Origin of the sequence: Streptomyces smaragdinus (genome assembly GCF_009604385.1) — a bacterium.
Taxonomy (GTDB): domain Bacteria; phylum Actinomycetota; class Actinomycetes; order Streptomycetales; family Streptomycetaceae; genus Streptomyces; species Streptomyces smaragdinus.
The window spans coordinates 48,173-67,379 of record NZ_WEGJ01000026.1 but is presented as its reverse complement, the minus strand read 5'-3'; the positions used below and the strand labels follow the sequence as shown (position 1 = coordinate 67,379).

15 protein-coding genes are annotated in these 19,207 nt (G+C 73.9%); 10 read left to right on the top strand and 5 right to left on the bottom strand.

What is annotated here, in order from left to right; genetic code table 11:
• Positions 1-29: 29 nt before the first annotated feature.
• Positions 30-2,396, bottom strand: coding sequence for a phosphoketolase family protein (locus SRB5_RS25580; protein WP_153455775.1), 2,367 nt, complete (start codon positions 2,394-2,396; stop codon positions 30-32).
• A 225-nt stretch (positions 2,397-2,621) separates the two neighbouring features.
• Positions 2,622-3,620 carry an aldo/keto reductase gene (locus SRB5_RS25575; RefSeq protein ID WP_153455774.1) on the bottom strand — a complete coding sequence of 333 codons (999 nt, stop codon included), beginning with the start codon at positions 3,618-3,620 and terminating at the stop codon, positions 2,622-2,624.
• Positions 3,621-3,781: 161 nt separating this feature from the next.
• Here SRB5_RS25575 and SRB5_RS25570 point away from each other — a divergent pair, with 161 nt between their 5' ends.
• The 6 genes from SRB5_RS25570 (at position 3,782) to SRB5_RS25545 (ending at position 13,194) form a co-directional block, all read left to right on the top strand.
• Positions 3,782-5,257: a glutamate synthase subunit beta gene (locus SRB5_RS25570; protein ID WP_153455773.1), complete on the top strand. Its 1,476-nt coding sequence runs from the start codon at positions 3,782-3,784 to the stop codon at positions 5,255-5,257.
• Between the two features lie 152 nt (positions 5,258-5,409).
• On the top strand, positions 5,410-7,416 hold the full coding sequence (locus SRB5_RS25565; protein ID WP_153455772.1) for a hypothetical protein: 2,007 nt from the start codon (positions 5,410-5,412) through the stop codon (positions 7,414-7,416).
• A complete protein-coding gene (locus tag SRB5_RS25560) occupies positions 7,417-8,967 on the top strand; it encodes a type 1 periplasmic-binding domain-containing protein (protein WP_323378453.1) in 1,551 nt (516 codons plus the stop codon).
• Between the two features lie 36 nt (positions 8,968-9,003).
• The gene (locus SRB5_RS25555) at positions 9,004-9,942 is read left to right on the top strand and encodes an oxygenase MpaB family protein (RefSeq protein ID WP_323378452.1); all 939 of its coding nucleotides are present in this window, start codon (positions 9,004-9,006) and stop codon (positions 9,940-9,942) included.
• A 17-nt stretch (positions 9,943-9,959) separates the two neighbouring features.
• Positions 9,960-11,612, top strand: a complete 1,653-nt coding sequence (locus SRB5_RS25550) for a serine/threonine-protein kinase (protein ID WP_153455771.1) — start codon at positions 9,960-9,962, stop codon at positions 11,610-11,612.
• Between the two features lie 40 nt (positions 11,613-11,652).
• A complete protein-coding gene (locus tag SRB5_RS25545) occupies positions 11,653-13,194 on the top strand; it encodes a phytoene desaturase family protein (protein ID WP_153455770.1) in 1,542 nt (513 codons plus the stop codon).
• Between the two features lie 39 nt (positions 13,195-13,233).
• Here SRB5_RS25545 and SRB5_RS25540 read toward each other — a convergent pair whose 3' ends face one another.
• Positions 13,234-15,027 (bottom strand): serine hydrolase, encoded by a 1,794-nt coding sequence (locus tag SRB5_RS25540; RefSeq protein ID WP_407703978.1) that lies wholly within the window; start codon positions 15,025-15,027, stop codon positions 13,234-13,236.
• A gap of 164 nt (positions 15,028-15,191) precedes the next feature.
• Between SRB5_RS25540 and SRB5_RS25535 the strand changes: the two genes are divergently transcribed.
• On the top strand, positions 15,192-16,067 hold the full coding sequence (locus SRB5_RS25535) for an alpha/beta fold hydrolase (RefSeq protein WP_153455769.1): 876 nt from the start codon (positions 15,192-15,194) through the stop codon (positions 16,065-16,067).
• Here the strand turns inward: SRB5_RS25535 and SRB5_RS25530 are convergent.
• Positions 16,046-16,432: a PPOX class F420-dependent oxidoreductase gene (locus tag SRB5_RS25530; protein ID WP_153455768.1), complete on the bottom strand. Its 387-nt coding sequence runs from the start codon at positions 16,430-16,432 to the stop codon at positions 16,046-16,048. The two genes, SRB5_RS25535 and SRB5_RS25530, sit on opposite strands and share 22 nt — an antisense overlap.
• 123 nt (positions 16,433-16,555) lie before the next feature.
• Here SRB5_RS25530 and SRB5_RS25525 point away from each other — a divergent pair, with 123 nt between their 5' ends.
• Both SRB5_RS25525 and SRB5_RS25520 read left to right on the top strand, forming a co-directional pair.
• On the top strand, positions 16,556-17,431 hold the full coding sequence (locus SRB5_RS25525) for an endonuclease/exonuclease/phosphatase family protein (RefSeq protein ID WP_153455767.1): 876 nt from the start codon (positions 16,556-16,558) through the stop codon (positions 17,429-17,431).
• 98 nt (positions 17,432-17,529) lie between these two features.
• The gene (locus SRB5_RS25520; RefSeq protein WP_323378451.1) at positions 17,530-17,769 is read left to right on the top strand and encodes a DUF397 domain-containing protein; all 240 of its coding nucleotides are present in this window, start codon (positions 17,530-17,532) and stop codon (positions 17,767-17,769) included.
• Positions 17,770-17,773: 4 nt separating this feature from the next.
• Here SRB5_RS25520 and SRB5_RS25515 read toward each other — a convergent pair whose 3' ends face one another.
• On the bottom strand, positions 17,774-18,466 hold the full coding sequence (locus SRB5_RS25515; protein ID WP_153455796.1) for a leucine-rich repeat domain-containing protein: 693 nt from the start codon (positions 18,464-18,466) through the stop codon (positions 17,774-17,776).
• 51 nt (positions 18,467-18,517) lie between these two features.
• Between SRB5_RS25515 and SRB5_RS25510 the strand changes: the two genes are divergently transcribed.
• Complete coding sequence (locus SRB5_RS25510) at positions 18,518-19,126, top strand: CGNR zinc finger domain-containing protein (RefSeq protein ID WP_153455766.1); 609 nt, start codon at positions 18,518-18,520, stop codon at positions 19,124-19,126.
• The last annotated feature ends 81 nt before the right edge of the window (positions 19,127-19,207 follow it).

Below are 19,207 nucleotides of genomic sequence, written 5' to 3'. Positions count from 1 at the left end.
AAAACCGAATGGGTACCGCATCAGGGGCCTCACCCTTCCCACGTCCACTCCGCCACCTCGGGCAGATCCGTCCCGTGTTCCCGGATCCACGCGTGGTGCCGGGTGCGCACGTCCTCCATCTCCTGGCGGACCTGCGCCGCGCGCACCGAGAGCTGCGGCACCCGGTCGATCACGTCCATGACCAGGCGGTACCGGTCGAGGTCGTTGCGCAGCACCATGTCGAACGGCGTGGTGGTGGTGCCGATCTCCTTGTAACCCCGTACGTGCAGATTCGCGTGTCCCGAACGCCTGTACGCGAGCCGGTGGATGAGCCACGGGTAGCCGTGGTACGCGAAGATCACCGGGGCGGTGCGGGTGAACAGCGAGTCGTACTCGGCGTCCGTCATCCCGTGCGGGTGCTCGTCGTGCGGCAGCAGCCGGGCCAGGTCCACCACGTTGACCACCCGTACCGCCAGATGCGGCAGATGCCGGCGCAGCAACTGGGCCGCCGCCAGCACCTCCTGGGTGGGCACGTCCCCGGCGCAGGCCAGCACCACGTCGGGCTCGCGTACGCCGCGGCTGCTGCCGGCCCAGTCCCAGATGCCGGCGCCGCGGGCGCAGTGCACCCGGGCCTCGTCCAGGCTCAGCCAGTCGAAGCAGGGCTGCTTGCCGGCGACGACGACGTTGACGTAGTCGCGGCTGGCCAGGCAGTGCTCGGCCACCGACAGCAGAGTGTTGGCGTCCGGCGGCAGGTAGACCCGTACCGCTTCGGGGGACTTGTTCATCACATGGTCGACGAAGCCCGGGTCCTGGTGGGAGAAGCCGTTGTGGTCCTGGCGCCAGACATGCGAGGTGAGCAGGTAGTTGAGGGAGGCGATGGGGCGGCGCCAGCCCAGGTCGCCGGTGGTGCGCAGCCACTTGATGTGCTGGTTGACCATCGAGTCGACGATGTGCACGAACGCCTCGTAGCACGAGAACAGCCCGTGCCTGCCGGTCAGCAGATAGCCCTCCAGCCAGCCCTGGCAGGTGTGTTCGGAGAGGATCTCCAGCACCCGGCCGTGCCGGTCCAGGTTCTCGTCCACGGCGAGGGTCTCGGCCTGCCAGGCCTTGCCGGTGGCGCCGTAGACGGCGTCGAGCCGGTTGGACGCGGTCTCGTCCGGGCCCACCAGCCGGAAGTCGCGGCGTGCGGCGGTCGCCTCCATGACGGCCCCGAGCATCCGGCCCAGGACCTTCGTCGGCTCGTGGACCGAGGCGCCGGGCTTGTCGACGGGGACGGCGAAGCGCTCGAGCTCCGGCAGCGGCAGCGCCCGCAGCAGCCGGCCGCCGTTGGCGTACGGGGTGGCGCCCAGGCGCCGGTCCCCGGCCGGCAGGCACGACAGCACCCGCTCGGTGGGCCGGCCGTCGTCGTCGAAGAGCTCGTCGGGCCGGTAGGACTTCAGCCAGGTCTCCAGGGCGCGCAGATGGCCGGGGTTGTCGCGGACGGCGGACAGGGGAACCTGGTGGGCGCGCCAGGTGTTCTCCACCGGGACCCCGTCGACCTCGGCGGGGCCGGTCCAGCCCTTCGGGGTGCGCAGCACGATCACCGGCCAGCGGGGGCGTTCGGTGGCACCGTCCTCGCGGGCGGCGCGCTGGTACGCGGCGATCTCGTCCAGCGCGGTGTCCAGGGTCTCGGCCATGGCGCGGTGGACGGTGAGCGGGTTGTCGCCGGTGACGTGCAGCGGCTCGTGGCCGTAGCCGCGCAGCAGTTCGTCGAGCTCCGCCTCGGGGAGGCGGGCGAGGACCGTCGGGTTGGCGATCTTGTAGCCGTTGAGATGCAGGATCGGCAGGACCGCGCCGTCGTGCACCGGGTCGAGGAACTTGTTCGAGTGCCAGGACGCGGCCAGCGGACCGGTCTCCGCCTCGCCGTCGCCGATCACGCAGGCGACGACCAGATTCGGGTTGTCGAACGCGGCGCCGTAGGCGTGCGAGAGGGCGTAGCCGAGCTCACCGCCCTCGTGGATGGAGCCGGGCGTCTCCGGCGCCACATGGCTCGGGACCCCGCCGGGGAAGGAGAACTGCTTGAACAGCCGGGCCATCCCCGCCGCGTCGCGGCTGACGTCCGGGTAGACCTCGCTGTAGCTGCCCTCCAGCCACGAGTTCGCGACCACCGCGGGGCCGCCGTGCCCGGGGCCCCAGACGGCCAGGGTGTTCTGGTCGCGCTCGCGGATCACCCGGTTGAGGTGCGTGTACACGAGGTTGAGGCCGGGGGAGGTGCCCCAGTGGCCGAGCAGCCGCGGCTTGACGTGTTCGGGGCGCAGCGGCTCGGTGAGCAGGGGATTGGCGAGCAGATAGATCTGGCCCACGGCGAGATAGTTGGCGGCCCGCCAGTGTGCGTCCAGTGCCCGCAGTTCGTCGTCGGTGATGGTGCGCCCTGCCATGGAAAGCCTCCGGGGTCGGGGTCGGGGTCGGCTCGGCTGCGGCGTTCGGGGTGACGGGGGAGTGCGGCCGGGCACCGCGTACCTCGTCCGGCGCGTCCGTAACCCGTGCCGGTCCCGTAACCATGCTCCGATCTTCCCGGGGCCCGCGCCAGTAGACACGGGCCGAAGCGGCACCGCCCGGCCGCCGGACGGACCCGGGCCGCGGGTCCGTCCGGCCCCGGTGCCTCAGCCGTCCTCGGGCTCGCGGCCGCGGAAGCGGTGCAGCACGTCGTACGGGTAGGGCAGCGGCCGCTCGCTCGCCGTGTCCAGCGCCGCGCGGTGCTCCTCCGAGAGCTCCCAGCCCACGGCGCCGAGATTGTCGGTGAACTGTTCGAACGTCCGTGCCCCGACGATCGGCGCGGTCACCCCGGGCCGGTCCAGCAGCCACCGCAGCGACACCTGCGCCGGAGTCCGGCCCGTCTCCGCGGCCACCGTGTGTACCGCGTCGACGACCCGCCAGACCGCCTCGTCGTCCCGCCGCCGGAGGTCCTCGTCGCTCTGGCGCCGGGTGCCGGCGGGCACCGCCGTCATCCCGCGCCGGAACCTGCCCGAGAGCCAGCCGCCGTCCAGCGGCGACCAGGGGATGATCCCCACGCCCTCCTCCCGGCACACCGGGACCAGCTCCCACTCCGTCTCGCGGCGCAGCAGGTTGTACAGCGGCTGCAGACACACGTACGGCTCCCAGCCGTGCCGGCGGGCCCGGTCGAGGGACTTCTGCAGCTGCGAGGCGGAGACGTTGCTGGCGCCCAGGTAGCGGACCTTGCCGGCCCGTACCAGCGTGTCGAGGGTGGAGAGGGTCTCCTCCAGCGGCGTCGTCGCGTCCCACACATGCGTCTGGTAGAGGTCGATGTAGTCCGTGCCGAGCCGCCGCAGGCTCGCCTCGACCGCGCTGATCAGGTGTTTGCGGGTCAGGCCGCTGTCGTTCGGGGCGTCGCCCATGACGCCGAACGCCTTCGTGGCGATGACCAGGCCGTCCCGGTCGCGGCCCGCCAGCCAGCGGCCCAGCACCTCCTCGGAGACGCCCCGCCCGTACACGTCGGCGGTGTCGACGAACGTGCCGCCCGCCTCCGTGAACGCGTCCAGGATGCGGTGGGCCTCCTTCTCGTTCTCCCCCGTGAAGGTCATGGTGCCCAGGCACAGCTCGCTGACCCGCAGTCCGGTCCTGCCGAGATACCGCTGCTCCATCGTCGTAACCCTCCGCTCGATCCGTCTCCCCGGACGCTACGGGCTGGAGTCCGCTCCAGGGCAAGACCACGCCACCGGATGCCGCGCGTCCGCTTCCGCCGTAGAGTAAGTATCGAACGCGTGGTCGAACGTGACCGTGCCGCACCACCAGGGGGCAGCCCATGGCTGACCCGAAGGGCTTCCTGACCACCGCGCGCCGTCCCCGGCCGCGCCGCCCCGTCGGGGAACGGGTGGACGACTGGCTCGAGGTGTACGTGGCACGCGCCCCGCTGCCCGTGGTCAGCGGGCAGGCCGGCCGCTGCATGGACTGCGGCATCCCCTTCTGCCACCAGGCCTGCCCGCTGGGCAACCTCGTTCCCGAGTGGAACGACTACGTCTGGCGCGACGACTGGGAGGCGGCCGCCGAGCGGTTGCACGCCACCGACAACTTCCCCGAGTTCACCGGCCGGCTGTGCCCGGCGCCCTGCGAGAGCGGATGCGTACTGGCCCTGGGCGACGACCCGGTGACCATCAGGGACGTGGAGCGGGCGATCGCCGACGAGGCCTGGGCGCGCGGCCTTGCGCGCCCCCGCCCGCCCGGGCGCCGCTCCGGGCACAAGGTCGCCGTCATCGGCTCCGGCCCCGCCGGTCTGGCCGCCGCCCAGCAGCTGACCCGGGCCGGGCACACCGTCGCCGTGTACGAGCGCGACGACCGGCTCGGCGGGCTGCTGCGCTACGGCATTCCCGCGTTCAAGCTGGAGAAGCACCACATCGACCGCCGCATCGATCAGATGCGCCGCGAGGGCACGAAGTTCCGCACTTGTATTGAGGTCGGCCGCCACCTCGACGCCACCGGACTGCGCCGCCGCTACGACGCGGTGGTCGTCGCCGTCGGCGCCGGCGCCCGGCGCGAACTGCCCGTCCCCGGACGCGAACTGACCGGCGTACTCCAGGCGATGGACTATCTGCCGGCCGCCAACCGGGTGCAGGAGGGCGACTACGCCGTCCCGCCGGTCAGCGCCCGCGGTCTGCACGTCGTCATCGTCGGCGGCGGCGACACGGGCGCCGACTGCCTCGGTACGGTTGTCCGCCAGGGCGCCGCGTCCGTCACCCAGCTCGACATCAACCCGATGCCCGGCCCCGCCCGCCCCGCCCACCAGCCCTGGCCCGTCCACCCGAAGATCCACCGCGTCGAGCCCGCGTACGAGGAGGCGGGCGCGACCACCGGCCACGGCGAGCACGGCCGGGTCTACCGCGCGGCCACCCTGCGCTTCGAGGGCGACGACCGGGGCCGGATCCGGGCCGTACACCTGGCCGACGCCGGGCCCGGCCGCACCCCCGTCCCGGGCACCGACCGGGTGATTCCCGCCGGGCTGGTCCTGCTCGCCCTCGGCTTCGACGGCCCCGAGCCGGACAGCCCGCTGGCGGTGCAGCTGGACCTCGGCCTCGCCGCCGACGGCACCTTCGCCCGCGACGAGGGCTACGCCACGCGACACGACGGCGTGTTCGTCGCCGGTGACGCCGGCCGCGGACAGTCGCTGATCGTCTGGGCGATCGCCGAGGGCCGGGCCTGCGCCGCGGCCGTCGACACGTATCTGACCGGCGCCGATACCCTGCCCGCCCCGGTGCGTCCGGCAGACCGCCCCCTCACCGCGTGACACCCGAACCCCCCTCCACCCAGCGTCGTTGATCCGTCACCGCGTGAACTCGCCTGTCGGTGAAGTCCGCTACCATCTCCCGCACGCGACACACGGACAACACCCCCGGTACGGCAGGGGACACCGGGCGGACACGAACGGGGACACGGTCGATGCGCAGAACGCTGCGCGGCTTCGAGCCGCTGCGGGACGAGTTCCTGCCCCGGCTGGTCGGACTGCACCACACCCGGCGGCAGCGGCCGGCCTGGGCGTACCCCAAGGGTGCCCCCGTGGTGGAGGCCGTCGCGGGCCGTGACCGGGGGCGCACCGTGCTGCTGGACGGCGTCTTCGAGGACTACAACGGGCGGTTACCCCTGGCGCGCGCCGATCTGGGCGCGCCCGACCTGGGGACGGCGGGCCTGGCCCCGCTGCCGGAGGACGGGCTGCCGAACGCCTCCGCGATGACCCATCTGCTGCACGTGCTGGAGTACAAGCTCACCCAGCACAGCGACCACCAGCTCAAACGCCTCCCCCGGCTCGCCGTCGGCCTGCTCGTCGTCTCCGCCTGGCAGCCCCCGGCCGGGACGGACGGCGACGGTCCGCCCCCGGACCCCGACGCGCCGCTGCGGCCCGCCGCCCTGCGCCGCGCCGAGCGCGAGCTGTGGCAGCTCCTCGCCACCGCCGGGGACACCGACGCCCGGCGCCGCAAGGCCCTGCTGCGCGGCTGGCTCGACGCCCTCGCCCAGGGCCTGGCCGCCGACTTCGTCCCGGTGCCGGGCCTGGGCGCCGCCCTGCAGGCGACCCTCACGACCGCCTCCCAGGAGCTGCTGCGCGACCGCCCCGACAAGGGCGTGCTGCGCTGGTGGCGCGACGCCCTGCCGCAGCACGCCGGTGACGGCGTCGACCGCCTCTTCGCCCTCGCGCTGGGCTTCCGCCACGGCGGCACGGGACGGACCGCCGCCGAGGACGCGCTGGTCGCGGCCCTCCTCGCGGACATCGACGCCGCGTACACCCTCTTCGACCGCACCAACCGCACCCCGCGCCCCCTGCTCCTGCTGGACAACACCCACGAGCCCCTGGGCGTGCGCTTCCTCGGCCTGCTCGACGAGGCGTACGGGGCCGGCCGTGAGGCCACCCGCCCCGTCGTCCTCGCCACCCCCCTCGGCGACGGCACCGACTGCGTCCCCCTCACCGACCTGCCCGACCTGCCCACCGACGGCGCCGCCGCCCGGCTGCGGCTGGCCCTGCCCCGGGTGCGGCACGCCGACATCCAGTGGCTCCTCGGCCCCGGCGGCCCCGACGGCGACCTGCCCCGCGTCATCGCCCGGCTCAGCGGCGGCCGCCAGGGCAGCGCGACGATACTGGCCGCCGAGGCCCGCCGGCTCCACCAGGCCCGCCAGTCCGTGCCGTTGCGCGAGCTCCTCGACGCCGCCCTGCCCCGGCTGCTCGAGAAGCTCGTCCCCGAACCGACCCTGCGCGAACGCCTCGTCCTGCTCTCCGCGGCCCGCGGCGAACGGGCCCGCCGGGTGCTGTGGCAGCAACGCCGCCCCGACGACGCCGCGTACGTCGTGGTGGTCCGCGAGGCCGACGAGTGGCTGGAGCTCTCCGGCCTCAAGGACGACCGGGCGCTGACCGCCCTGCTCACCCAGGAACTGCGGCGCACCGGCACGGACAGCACCTGGACCACCGTCCAGCTGCGCCAGCGCCATCTGTACGACCCGCACCTGCACGACCCGTACACCGCCGGACACAGCCCCGACTACCTCTTCCACACCCTGGCCCTCGGCCACGTGGAGCCCCTCGCGCACGCCCTGCACCGGCAGCTCGCCGAGCTCCCCGCCCGGGAGTGGCTCGCGCGCCTCAACTTCCTGTGCTCCGCGCCCCACCCCCGCCACCCGGCCCCGCCGCAGCCCCCGGCGCCCGACTGCCCGGCCTGCCCGCGCGGCGGCCCCGCCCTGCCCGAACACCACGCCGTGCACCGGCTGCTGGACGCGGTGTGGGCGCACGCCGACCCGCTGGCCGCCGCGCCGGACGCGGAGCAGCGCCGGCTGATCGGCGTCGACCTCGTCGAACTCTTCCGGGTGAGCCAGGACAACGCCTTCTTCCAGGCGTCCCGCGACTGGCCCGCGGCCCTGGCCGCCGGGGTCCAGGCACCCGATCTGCCCGTCCAGGAGGACTGAGTGATCCGACGCTTCTACGGCCGGCTGCCCGGCGGACCGGTCGTCCAGGCCCTGTGCACCGTCGTGGTGCTGGCCGTCCTCGCCACCGGCGGCTGGTTCGGCTACGGACTGGTCTTCCCCGAGGACGACCCCTCCTGCGCCGCCGGCGTCGAACGGCGCGGCCCGGAGCAGGAGTGCACGGGTGTCACCGACGGCTCGTACCCCTTCTCCGCCGACCTCGCCGGCATAAGCGGGAAGATCAAGCAGCAGAACGACTGGGTCGACGGCCAGATCGCCGGCAAGCCCGACGAGCGGACCTTCGTGTCCATCGCCGTGATACTGCCGATGGCGCCCGCCCAGCAGGCCGAGCAGCACAAGACCCTCACCCAGGTGCAGGGCGTCTACCTCGCCCAGTACCACGCCAACCACGACGAACACGGCAAGCAGCCCCTGATCAAACTGCTGCTCGCCAACCCCGGCCGCAGCCACGCCCACCACCGGGCGGTCGCCGACCAGCTCAAGGAGATGACCCGTGGCGAGGAACGCCTGCGCGCCGTCGTCGGGTTCGACGTCTCCACCGGGATAACACGCGAGGCGATCACGTATCTGACGAAGGACCTGGGCATCCCGCTGGTCGGCGGCCCCATCACGGCCGACGACTTCGGCAACAGCGCCGCCGCGCCCGACCGCTTCCCGGGCCTGGTCCGGGTCGTCCCCACCACGACCGGCGAGGCCCGGGCGATCGCCCAGCTCAACGAGGGCGCCGAGCCGGAGGAGGGCCTGATCGTCGAGGACATCCGCGGCGACGACGACTACGTCTCGGCCCTCAAGCAGGCGTTCGTCCCCCTGGTGCAGGGCTCGCGCCGGGCCTCGGAGCAGTACCGGGCGCCCGACGACTACCACAAGGAGGGCGACACGGCCCGCCAGTTCCAGAGCATGGTGACGGCGATCTGCACCTCCCCCGCGAAGAACCTGTACTTCGCGGGCCGCCCCGTCCAGCTCAGGCAGTTCATCAACGAACTCGGCGACCGCGGCTGCTCCCAGAAGAACTACACCGTCTACAGCGGCTCCGGGGCATCCACCCTGGTCAACGACAAGGCACTCGACTGGGGCGCCCTGCGCAGCGGGATCACGGTCGAGTACGCGGCCGTCGCCCACCCCGACGCCTGGCGCGGGGCGAACGCCCCGGCCTCCGGCGGATCGGTCGAGGACTACGGCGATTTCGAGAAACTGGCCGTGACCGAGGGCAGGATGCGGCGCGCCGACCTGATCGACTCGCGCGCCATCACCATGTACGACGCCGCCCTCACCGCCATCACCTCGATCCGCGGCACCGACAGCGCCCACCCCACCCTCCGCCAGGTCGCCGACGGCTGGCTGCGGCTGCACGGCGAGCTCGGCAAGGTGAAGGGCGCCGGCGGCTGGATCTGCCTCGACAACTACGGCAACGCGTACAACAAGGCAGTCGCCGTGGTGAAGCTGGACGAGACGGTGGCGGGCCGGGTGCGGTTCCTGCGGCTCGGCTGGCCGGAGGGGAAGCCGTCCGACAAGGACTGCACGGCACCGCGCTGACGGGTTGGCCGCCGCGGCGTTCGGGCAAAATGGACCGTGTCCGACGTCCTGGAGGTGTACGTGGACCGCGACCCCGGTCTCTTCGGCCCGCGCTCGGTGACCTGGCAGCTGCACTGCGACCCCGTGATGTGGATCGCCGGGGTGCGGGCCCTGTATCTGCAGGCCCTGCACCCCCGGGCGGTCCGCGGCGTCACCCAGAACTCGGACTTCCGCAAGGACACCTGGGGCCGGCTGATGCGCACGGCGAGCTTCGTCGGCACCCTCACGTACGGCACCACCGAGGCCGCCGAGCGGGCCGGCGCCAAGGTGCGCGGCATCCACCGGCGGCTGACGGCGGTCGATCCGGACACCGGCGAGCGGTACCGGGTCGACGAGCCGGAGCTGCTCCTGTGGGTGCACTGCGCGGAGATCGACTCGTATCTGCATGTGGCGCGCCGCTGCGGGCTGCCGGTGAGCGACGCCCACGCCGACCGGTACGTCGGCGAACAGCGCGCGGCCGCCCGGCTGGTGGGCCTGGACCCGGCCGACGTCCCCGCCGACACGGACCGGCTGGCGGACTACTTCGACAAGGTCCGCCACGACCTCGCGATCACCCCCGAGGCCCGGGACGTGTACGACTTCCTGCGCCGCCCGCCGGTCAAGCCCCTCCTCGTGCCCCTGCGCGCCGCCCTGTGGACCCGGATCTCCGGCATCGCCTACGGCACCCTCCCGCCCTGGGCGCACGAGCTGTACGGCCGCCCCGCCCCGCCGCCCGCTACCGTCACCCGCCGGCTCACCGCCGTCGGCCGGATCCTGCGCGCCGTGCCGCCCGAGGTGCGCTGGAAGCTGCCGCCACGGCATATCCTGCGTGCCATGGAGCGACTCGGACCGGGGAGCCGCCCGTCACCCTTCAGGCTGCGCGACGACGCCGCCATACTGGATCCCGGGCCGGGACCGGCGGGAGGCAGGGCGGGCGAAGGAGGCCCGGCCGCGTAGACGCACGTGGGGGACAGATGACGGACACCAGGCTCATCCAGGGCCGTTACCGGCTGATCGAGCTGATCGGCCGCGGCGGCATGGGCGAGGTCTGGCGTTCCCTCGACGAGTCGCTGGGCCGCCGGATCGCCGTGAAGGTCCTCAAGCCCGCCGGCGCCGGCCAGCACCGCGACGAGAAGTCCTTCACCGGAGTCATCCGCGAACGATTCCGCCGCGAGGCGCGGGTCGCGGCCGGACTGCAGCACCGCGGCATCACCGTGGTCCACGACTTCGGCGAGGACCCCGGCAACGGAGGCCTGCTCTATCTGGTGATGGAGCTCCTCGACGGGGACAACCTCAGCCAGGTACTGCGGGACAACGGCCACCAGGCGCTGCCCGTCGCCGAGGTCCTCGACATCGCCGTGCAGACCGCCGCCGCCCTCGCGTACACCCACGACCAGGGCATCGTGCACCGCGACCTGAAGCCCGCCAACATCGTGCGGCTCGCCGACGGATCGGTGAAGATCTGCGACTTCGGCATCGCCCGGCTCGCCCACGACATCGGCTTCACCGCGCGGGTGTCCGGCCCCGGGGTGGCGATGGGCACCCCGCACTACATGTCGCCCGAGCAGATCGCCGGCTCCGGACTCGACCACCGCAGCGACCTGTACTCCCTCGGCTGCGTGCTGTACGAACTGGCGACCGGCGCGCCGCCGTTCGACACCGGTGACGCCTGGTCGATACTGATCGGCCACCGCGACACCGAGCCCGTCCCGCCCCGCGAGCACCGCCCGGACGTCCCGGAGGACCTGGACCGGATCATCCTGGACCTGCTCGCCAAGCAACCGGAGGAACGCCCCGCCGACGCCCACGAGATCGTCGACCGGCTGACCCGCACCCCCGCCCCCGCCGCGGGGCCGCCCGCCCCGGCGGGGCTGCCCGCCTGGAGCGCGGACATGACCCCCGGCCCGCTCGCCGCCCGGCGCCCCGGCGGCGACCCGTCCGGCGCGTACACCCGGCTCACGACGGTCTGGACCCCGGCCGGCGGCACGCCCGCCGCCGACGGACTGCTCGCCGATCTGCGCCGGCGGCACGAGGCGGGGCTGGACCAGGGCCGTCAGGGCCGCTGGGGGGACGCCCTCGCCACGTTCGAGGAACTCGTCCCCGACTGCGCGACCGCCCTCGGCGCCGGACACCCCAGCACCCTCGCCGCCCGCTACGAGATCGGCATCTGCCTGGGCCGTACGGGCCGCGCCGCCGACGCGCTCGAGCACTACGGGCAGCTGATCGCCGACCGCGCCCGGCACAGCGGCCCCCACCACCCGGAGACCCTGCGCGCCCGGCACGGACTCGGCGTCAGCCTGGGGCGCCTGGGCCGCTGGGCGGAGGCCCTGCACACGGCGCAGGAGGTGTGCGACGAGCGGGAGCGCACGCTGGGTCCCGACCATGACGACACCATCGTCAGCCGCCGCGAGACGGCCGTGGCCCTGGGCTGGCTGGGCCGCTGGCCCGACGCGCTCAACGGCTACCGCGAGGTGGCCCGGGCCCGCGAACGCACCCTGGGCCCGCGCCACCCGGACACCCTGGCGGCGCTCGGCGACGAGGCGCACTGCCTGGAGCAGCTGGGGCGCGAGGCGGAGGCCCGCGAACTGCGCCAGCGGCTGACGAGCCGCCAGGCCCTCACCCGGTGAGCGTACTGGCCCGCGCCGCCCGGCCGTGTTACCAAGGGCCATGCCCACCTCGTACGACGTCGTGATCGTCGGCGGCGGCCACAACGGCCTCGTCGCCGCCGCCTACCTCGCCCGCGCCGGCCGCAGCGTCCTGGTGCTCGAGCGGCTCGGCCGCACCGGCGGCGCCGCCGTGTCCACCCAGGCCTTCGCCGGGGTCGACGCCCGGCTGTCGCGCTACTCCTATCTCGTCAGCCTGCTCCCCGGGAAGATCGTCAACGATCTCGGGCTGACGTTCGAGATCCGCAAGCGCCGGGTCTCCTCGTACACCCCCGTCTCCCGCGGCGGGCAGGACACCGGGCTGCTGGTGGCCGGCGCGGACACCACCCGGGAGTCCTTCGCGCGGCTGACCGGCGACGACCGCGAGTACGCGGCCTGGCAGCGGTTCTACGGCATGACCGGGCGCGTCGCCGAACGCGTCTTCCACACGCTCACCGAGCCGCTGCCCACCCGCGCCGAGCTGGAGCGGCGGGTGGCCGACCCGGCCGCCTGGGACGCCCTGTTCGAGCGGCCCCTCGGGGAGTGCGTCGAGGAGACGTTCACCGACGACCTGGTGCGCGGCGTGGTCCTCACCGACGCCCTGATCGGCACCTTCGCCCACGCCCACGACCCGTCGCTGCGGCAGAACCGGTGCTTCCTCTATCACGTGATCGGCGGCGGCACCGGCGACTGGGACGTCCCCGTCGGCGGCATGGGCGCCCTCACCGACGCCCTGGCGGACTCCGCCCGTTCGGCCGGCGCCGAGATCCGTACCGGCCACGAGGTGACCGCCGTCGCCACCGACGGACGGCGCGCGGAGGTCACGTACCGCACCGGCGACGGCGAGGGCACCGTCGCCGCGGCGAACGTCCTGGTCAACGCCTCCCCGCAGACCCTTGCCGCGCTGCTCGGCGACGAGGCGCCCGAGCCCGCGGAGGGCGCGCAGCTGAAGGTGAACATGCTGCTGACCCGGCTGCCGAAGCTGAGGGACCGCGGCGTCGACCCCCGAGAGGCGTTCGCCGGCACCTTCCACATCGCCGAGGGGTACGGGGCGCTGGAGACCGCCTACCGCGAGGCCGCCGCCGGCCGGCTGCCCGCCGCGCCGCCCTCGGAGATCTACTGCCACTCGCTGACCGACCCGACGATCCTGGGCCCGGGCCTGGCCCGCGCCGGCTACCAGACGCTCACCCTCTTCGGCCTGCACACCCCCGCCCGGCTGTTCGCCGAGGACAACGACACCGCCCGCGAGACGCTCCTGGCCGCCACCCTGGCCCAGCTGGACGCGGTGCTCGACGAACCCCTCGCCGGCTGCCTGGCCACCGACGCCGACGGCGCCCCCTGCATCGAGGCCAGGACGCCGCTGGACCTCGAGCGCGACCTGCGGCTGCCCGGAGGGAACATCTTCCACCGCGACCTGTCGTTCCCGTACGGCGACGACACCACCGGCCGCTGGGGCGTCGAGACCCGCCACGCCAACGTCCTGCTGTGCGGCGCCGGAGCGGTCCGCGGCGGCGGCGTCAGCGGCATCCCCGGGCACAACGCGGCGATGGCCGTCCTCGGCAAGTGACGTGCCGGGAGCCCGCGACGGCTCCCGGCACCCGTGCCGTCAGTCCCGCGACGCCGTCCAGCCCACCGCCTCGATCCGCGCCGCGTCCGCCGGGCGGGCGTCGGTGAACAGGACGGTGCCGTCCTCCACCCGCACCTCGTCGACATACACCCCGCGCCCCACGTACCGCAGATCGGTGCTGTACTTCCACCGCAGCCGCACCGTCTGCCCCCGCCACGCGGCCAGCGGCGCCTCCGCCCGGTGCCAGACGCGCCCCGACCAGCCGTCCGCCGTACCCCCGGCGTGCTCCACCGGCTCCCCGCCCGGCGCCCGCGTGGTGAACGGCACCGGCGCCCATGTCGCGCCGCCGTCCGCCGAGGCCTCCAGCCGCACGGGGTCCCAGGTGGGCTCGGTGTCCCACCACAGGGCGAACCGCAGCGCCGCGCCCGCGCCGCGCACCTCGACCTCGGGCAGCGTGAGGGTGGCGACCGTGCTGCTGGCGGTCCCGGAGAACCACGCCGTCTCGCCGTCCACCGGATGTACCGGCACGGCCCGCGCCAGGTTGGTGCCGGCCGCGACCCGGGGGGCGCTGCCGGAGCGCCAGTTGCGCACCGGGTGCACGGAGTTGCCCAGCAGCACCAGGAAGGTGTCCGTGGACGGGTCGATGACCAGGCACGTACCGGTGAAGCCGGTGTGCCCGGCGGCGTGCGGGGTGGCCATCGCGCCCATGTACCAGTGCGTGTAGAGCTCGAAGCCCAGCCCGTGCGCGTTGCCGGGGAAGGCCGTGTTGAAGTCGGTGAACATCTGGTCCACCGACTCCTGCGACAGGATGCGCGTCCTGCCGTACGCCCCGCCGTTGAGCAGCGTGCGGCACAGGATCGCCAGGTCCCACGCCGTGGAGAAGACGCCCGCGTGCCCGGCGACGCCGCCGAAGGAGAAGGCGTTCTCGTCGTGCACCTCGCCCCACACCAGCCCGCGCTCCATCCCCGACCACGGCAGCCGGGCGTCCTCCGTGGCGGCGATACGCGGCTTGAGCCCGGGGTCCGGGTTGTAGCCGGTGTTCTTCATGCCGAGGGGGCCGGTGATGTTCTCCGCCAGGAGGACGTCGAGCTTCTTGCCGGTGAGCTTCTCCATGACCAGCTGGAGGGAGATCAGGTTGAGGTCGGAGTAGAGGTACGCCGAGCCGGGCGCGTTGAGCGGCTTCTCGTTCCACAGCCGCAGGAGCTTGGCCTCCCAGGTGGGCTCGCGGAAGAGGGGGATCCAGGAGTTGAACCCGGAGGTGTGGGTGAGCAGCTGCAGGATCGTGATGTCCTGCTTGCCGGCGGCGCCGAACTCCGGGATGTACGAGGCGACGGTCGCGTGCAGGTCGAGCTCGCCGCGCTCCATCAGCTGGGCGGCCAGCAGCGACGTGAACAGCTTGGAGACGGACGCCAGGTCGAAGAGGGTGTCCATCGACATGTCGATCTGCTGGTCCGCCGGGAACTCCACGCCGGTGTCCGTGGCCTCGTCGTACCGCTGGTAGCGCAGTGCCTTGCCGATGGGCTGCTCCAGCGCCACCGTACGGCCGCGTCCGGCGAGGATCACCGCGCCCGCGTACCAGGGGTGGGTGGGGCTCGGGCCGAGATAGGCGCGAGCGTCCGTCACCAGGCGGTCCAGATGCGGCTGGAGGAGGCGGGCGTCCTCGGCGCTGCCGCGCCGCAGCACGGGCGCCGTGCCCGAGGTGTCCGCCGCCGCCGCGGGAGTCGCTCCGCCGCCCAGCACCATCAGTCCTCCGCCCATCGCGACAACGCCCGCTCCGAACTGTCTCCGGCTGAGTCCGCTGTTCGCGGTCGTGTCGCCCATGATCCACCCCATGTCTGAAATTTACTTTCGGCGGCTGGCATTCCGGTGAAACTTTCTTCCGGCGGGGGCTTGCTGTCAAGAAGTGCGCACGTATCCGATCGAGCTGACGGAACCTCAGGAAGCGCCGCCCGGAACCCCGTTGCCGGCCCCGGACGCCCGCTGGAAGGATCACGCGCATGCCGACCTTCACCGCCCCCGACGGCACCGAACTCACGTACCACGTCCGCGGGACCGGCGAGCCGCTGATCTGCGTACCCGGCGGCGCGATGCGGGCGTCCGCCTATCTGGGCGACCTCGGCGGCCTCACCGCGAGCCGCCGCCTCGTCCTGCTCGACCTGCGCGGCACGGGGGACTCGGCCGTACCCGACGACAAGTCGACCTATCGCTGCGACCGTCAGGTCCCCGACCTCGAGGCGCTGCGCGTCCACCTGGGCCTGGAGCGCGTCGACCTGCTCGCACACTCCGCCGGCACCAACCTGGCCCTGCTGTACGCCCTGCGCCACCCGCGGCGGGTGCGCCGGATGGTCTTCCTCACCCCGGTACTGCGCGCCCTGGGCCTCGGCCCGGCCGCCGACCGCTGGCGGGCCCTCGCACGGCAGCGCACCGGCGAGCCCTGGTATCCGGCCGCGCACGCCGCCCTGGAGGAGATCGGCCGGGGCGGCGACACCGGCGAACTCTGGGACGCCGTCGAGCCGTTCTTCTACGGCCGCTGGGACGCCGCCGCCCGCCGCCACGCCGCCGCCGGTCCCGGGCAGACCAACGACGAGGCCGCGGAGATCTACTACGGACCCGGCGCCTTCGACGTCCCGGCGCTGCGCGCACAGGCCGCGCGGCTGACCGCCCCGGTGCTGATCCTGGCCGGCGCGTACGACACCAACCCCACCCCCGCGACCGCCCGCGAGGCGGCCGGTCTGCTGCCCGGCGCCCGGCTCGCCGTCCGGCCCGGCACCGTGCACTACCCGTGGGTCGACGACGGCCCGGCCGTGGCCGCGCAGGCCGAGGCGTTCCTGGCGGAGGACGGATCCCCGGCTCAGCCGGGCGTGAACTCGTAGGTGACCGGCTCGCGGCGCATCACCCCGTAGCTCAGCCGCAGGAACAGCCCCTGCTGGAACGGGTACTTGCGGTTCAGCCGGCGCCCCGCGGCCTTCGCCTCCGCGCCCGCCAGCCGCCGCGTCTCGCCCTCGATCTCCGGTCCCGTCGGCTTGCCGCTCATCGTGCACGGCGCGAGCCGCACGTGCGCGGTGTGCCGCATCCGCTTGGCCTTGCCCGAGGCCGCGTACGTGCGGAAGTACGCCCTGTCGCCGTCCACCGCGATGTTCACCGGAGTGCCGACCTGCCGGCCGTCGCGGCGGAACGTGGTCAGGAGCACCGCCTTCTGCTTCGCGAAGCGCTCCAGCCCGGTACTCGGAGCGGTCATGGTCTGCCTCCGTTCGTCCGGTGTCTCCCGCCGATGCTGCTCCCGCAGGCGCGGGGCGGCAAGTGGCGGTCCGCCGGGAGGACGCATACTGGCGGTGACGGCGGTGGAGTAGGGGCGTCAGTCATGATCCGTGTGATGACCTGGAACGTCTGGTGGCGCTTCGGGCCGTGGGAGGAGCGGGCCAAGGCGATCCTCGCCGTGCTGCGCGAGGAGCGGCCGGACGTGGTCGGTCTGCAGGAGGTGTGGCAGCAGGGCGGCGACAACTTCGCCGGCTGGCTCGCCGCTGAGCTCGGCATGCACTGGGCGTGGTCCCCGTCCCCGGTCCCGGACCGCTGGCAGCGCCGGATCGGCGACCCGTCGGTGGACGTCGGGAACGCGGTGCTGAGCCGCTGGCCGATCACGCGGACGGCCGCCGAGCCGCTGCCGCCGGGGGAGGACCCGCCGGACGGGCAGACCGCGCTGTACGCCCGGATCGCTGCGCCCGCGGGGGACATCCCGTTCTTCGCCGTCCATCTGTACTCGCCCGAGCACGCCTCCGCCACACGCTGCGCGCAGGTGCGGACGCTGGCCCGGTTCGTCGCCGCGCACCGGGGCGAGGGCGCCTTCCCGCCGGTCGTCGTGGGCGACTTCAACGCCGACCGGGACTCCGACGAGATGCGGCTGCTGTCCGGGACGAAGACGGCGCCCGTCGTACGGGGGCAGGTGCTGGCCGACACCTGGCGCTTCCTGCCGCCGGGAGCGCCCTGGGCGACGTGGGACAACGCCAACCCGCATGTGGCGCGGCACGGGCTGTACGACGCCGCCGTCGACCATGTGCTGGTCGGCATGCCGGGACCGGACGGCGAGGGCCGCGTCCGCGCCGTCCGGCGGGCCGCGGACCGGCCGGTGGACGGGGTGTGGCCGTCGGACCACTTCGCCGTACGCGTCGACCTGGCCGGCCGCGTCCACCCGGAGGCGCCCGCGTCACCCTCGAATGACAGTCGGAGTCCGACAAGCTGATCAGCGGTCCGTCCCGGCCGGCCGCGTCAAGCGGCCTGTCGCGCACGCCGGGTGATGGATAGGCTGACTCCCGGACACGGACCGGGAGGAGCACGCACGTGGCCGAGAGCACCACACAACAACCGCCCGCTGGGCGGGAGAAGCCCACGCTCGACCTTACGGACGCCGACTGGCAGTCGAGCAGCCAGGGGGTCGGCGACGTCCAGATCGCCTTCGTCGAGGGCTACATCGCGATGCGGGACGGACGCAACCCGCAGGGGCCGGCGCTGATCTTCACCCCGGCCGAGTGGCGGGCGTTCGTCCTGGGCGCCCGCGACGGCGAGTTCGATCTGACCTAGCGCGTCAGACCAGGACGACGCAGCCGCGTTCCCGCAGGGACACCGCGACGGGGTGGGTGTCGGCGATCTTGTTCCAGCGCAGGTCGAGTTTCTCCAGCGACCCCAGCCCGCACAGCCAGTCGGGCAGGTCGCCCAGCCTGTTGCCGCGCAGGTCCAGCCGGCGCAGCGCGGGCAGTCCGGCCAGCGGGCCGGGTACGGAGGTCAGGGCGTTGTCCCGCAGTTCGACCTCGCGCAGCGCACGCAGCCGCCCCACCCCGTCCGGCAGCGCGCCGAGCGCGTTGCCGCGCAGCCACAGCTCCCGCAGCGCCGTGAGCTCCCCGAGGGACTCCGGCAGCGCGGACAGCCGGTTGTGCTGCGCCCGCAGTTCGACCAGTGCGGTCATCCGGCCGAGGGCGGCGGGGAGTTCGGTGAGCCGGTTCTCCCCGACGTTGAGGTAGCCGAGTTCCCGCTGCTCGCCCAGGGACTCCGGCAGCGCGGTGAGCCGGTTGTCGTGCAGATACAGGAAGCCGCGGACCGGCGGCAGCGGACCGACGGCCGTGAGCTCGTTGTGCCCGAGGTCCAGCGTCCGCAGCCGGGTCAGACCGGTGAGGTCCGGCAGCTCCGTGAGCCGGTTGCCCGCCAGGATCAGCACCTCGGCGTCCGGCCGGCGCCCCACCTCGTCCGGGACGCGCCCCAGCCCCGCGTTCCAGTAGTCCAGCGTCACCCCGCGCACCTCCTAATGGATGATGAGGAGGCTAACATTAGGGGCATGACGAGCGAGAAGGCGACGACGGACGGCAGGCCCGCGCTGCGGCTCGCCCTCACCGTCCGCCACGACGGACACGGCGGGGTGGCGGACGACCTCGCCACCGCCCGCGGGCTCACCGAGTGGATCGCCGAACACCACGAGACCCTCGGCGTGCCCCCCTTCCCCGCCGGCGACGCGACGCTGGAGCTCGTACGGGACCTGCGCGCCGCCGTCCGCGCCCTCTTCGCCCGCGCCGTGAGCCCCGCCCCCGCCAGCCGCGCCGACGCCCGCGCCCTGATCCCCGCCGACGAGGCCCTGGCCAGGCTCAACGCCGCCGCCGCGGCCGTCCCCGGCGCCCCGCGCCTGGTGTGGCCGGAAGACGGCCCCCCGACGGTGCGGGAGGTGCCCGGCGCCGGCGCCCCGCCCGGGCGGCGGCTGGCGGCCGTCCTGGCCCGCGACGCGATCGCCTTCCTCGCCGGTCCCGACCGCACCCGGCTGCGCGCCTGCCAGGGTCCGCGCTGTGTACGTTATTTCGTCAAGGAGCACCCGCGTCAGGAGTGGTGCAAGCCCGCCTGCGGCAACCGCGCCCGGGTCGCCCGCCACCACGAACGCCACCGCGGGACCGTCTGAACCCCCGCGCCGCGGACGGCCATTATCGGTTTCCGGCCACGTACGCAAGGCGGGGAATAGTCCGTGGGCAATCCCCGCCTA

Coding starts and splice junctions, on each gene's coding strand:
- SRB5_RS25545 (WP_153455770.1), top strand. CDS start 11,653: ATGCCCACCTCGTACGACGTCGTGATCGTCGGCGGCGGCCACAACGGC.
- SRB5_RS25575 (WP_153455774.1), bottom strand. CDS start 3,620: ATGGAGCAGCGGTATCTCGGCAGGACCGGACTGCGGGTCAGCGAGCTG.
- SRB5_RS25535 (WP_153455769.1), top strand. CDS start 15,192: ATGCCGACCTTCACCGCCCCCGACGGCACCGAACTCACGTACCACGTC.
- SRB5_RS25510 (WP_153455766.1), top strand. CDS start 18,518: ATGACGAGCGAGAAGGCGACGACGGACGGCAGGCCCGCGCTGCGGCTC.
- SRB5_RS25540 (WP_407703978.1), bottom strand. CDS start 15,027: ATGGGGTGGATCATGGGCGACACGACCGCGAACAGCGGACTCAGCCGG.
- SRB5_RS25530 (WP_153455768.1), bottom strand. CDS start 16,432: ATGACCGCTCCGAGTACCGGGCTGGAGCGCTTCGCGAAGCAGAAGGCG.
- SRB5_RS25565 (WP_153455772.1), top strand. CDS start 5,410: ATGCGCAGAACGCTGCGCGGCTTCGAGCCGCTGCGGGACGAGTTCCTG.
- SRB5_RS25550 (WP_153455771.1), top strand. CDS start 9,960: ATGACGGACACCAGGCTCATCCAGGGCCGTTACCGGCTGATCGAGCTG.
- SRB5_RS25525 (WP_153455767.1), top strand. CDS start 16,556: ATGATCCGTGTGATGACCTGGAACGTCTGGTGGCGCTTCGGGCCGTGG.
- SRB5_RS25570 (WP_153455773.1), top strand. CDS start 3,782: ATGGCTGACCCGAAGGGCTTCCTGACCACCGCGCGCCGTCCCCGGCCG.
- SRB5_RS25580 (WP_153455775.1), bottom strand. CDS start 2,396: ATGGCAGGGCGCACCATCACCGACGACGAACTGCGGGCACTGGACGCA.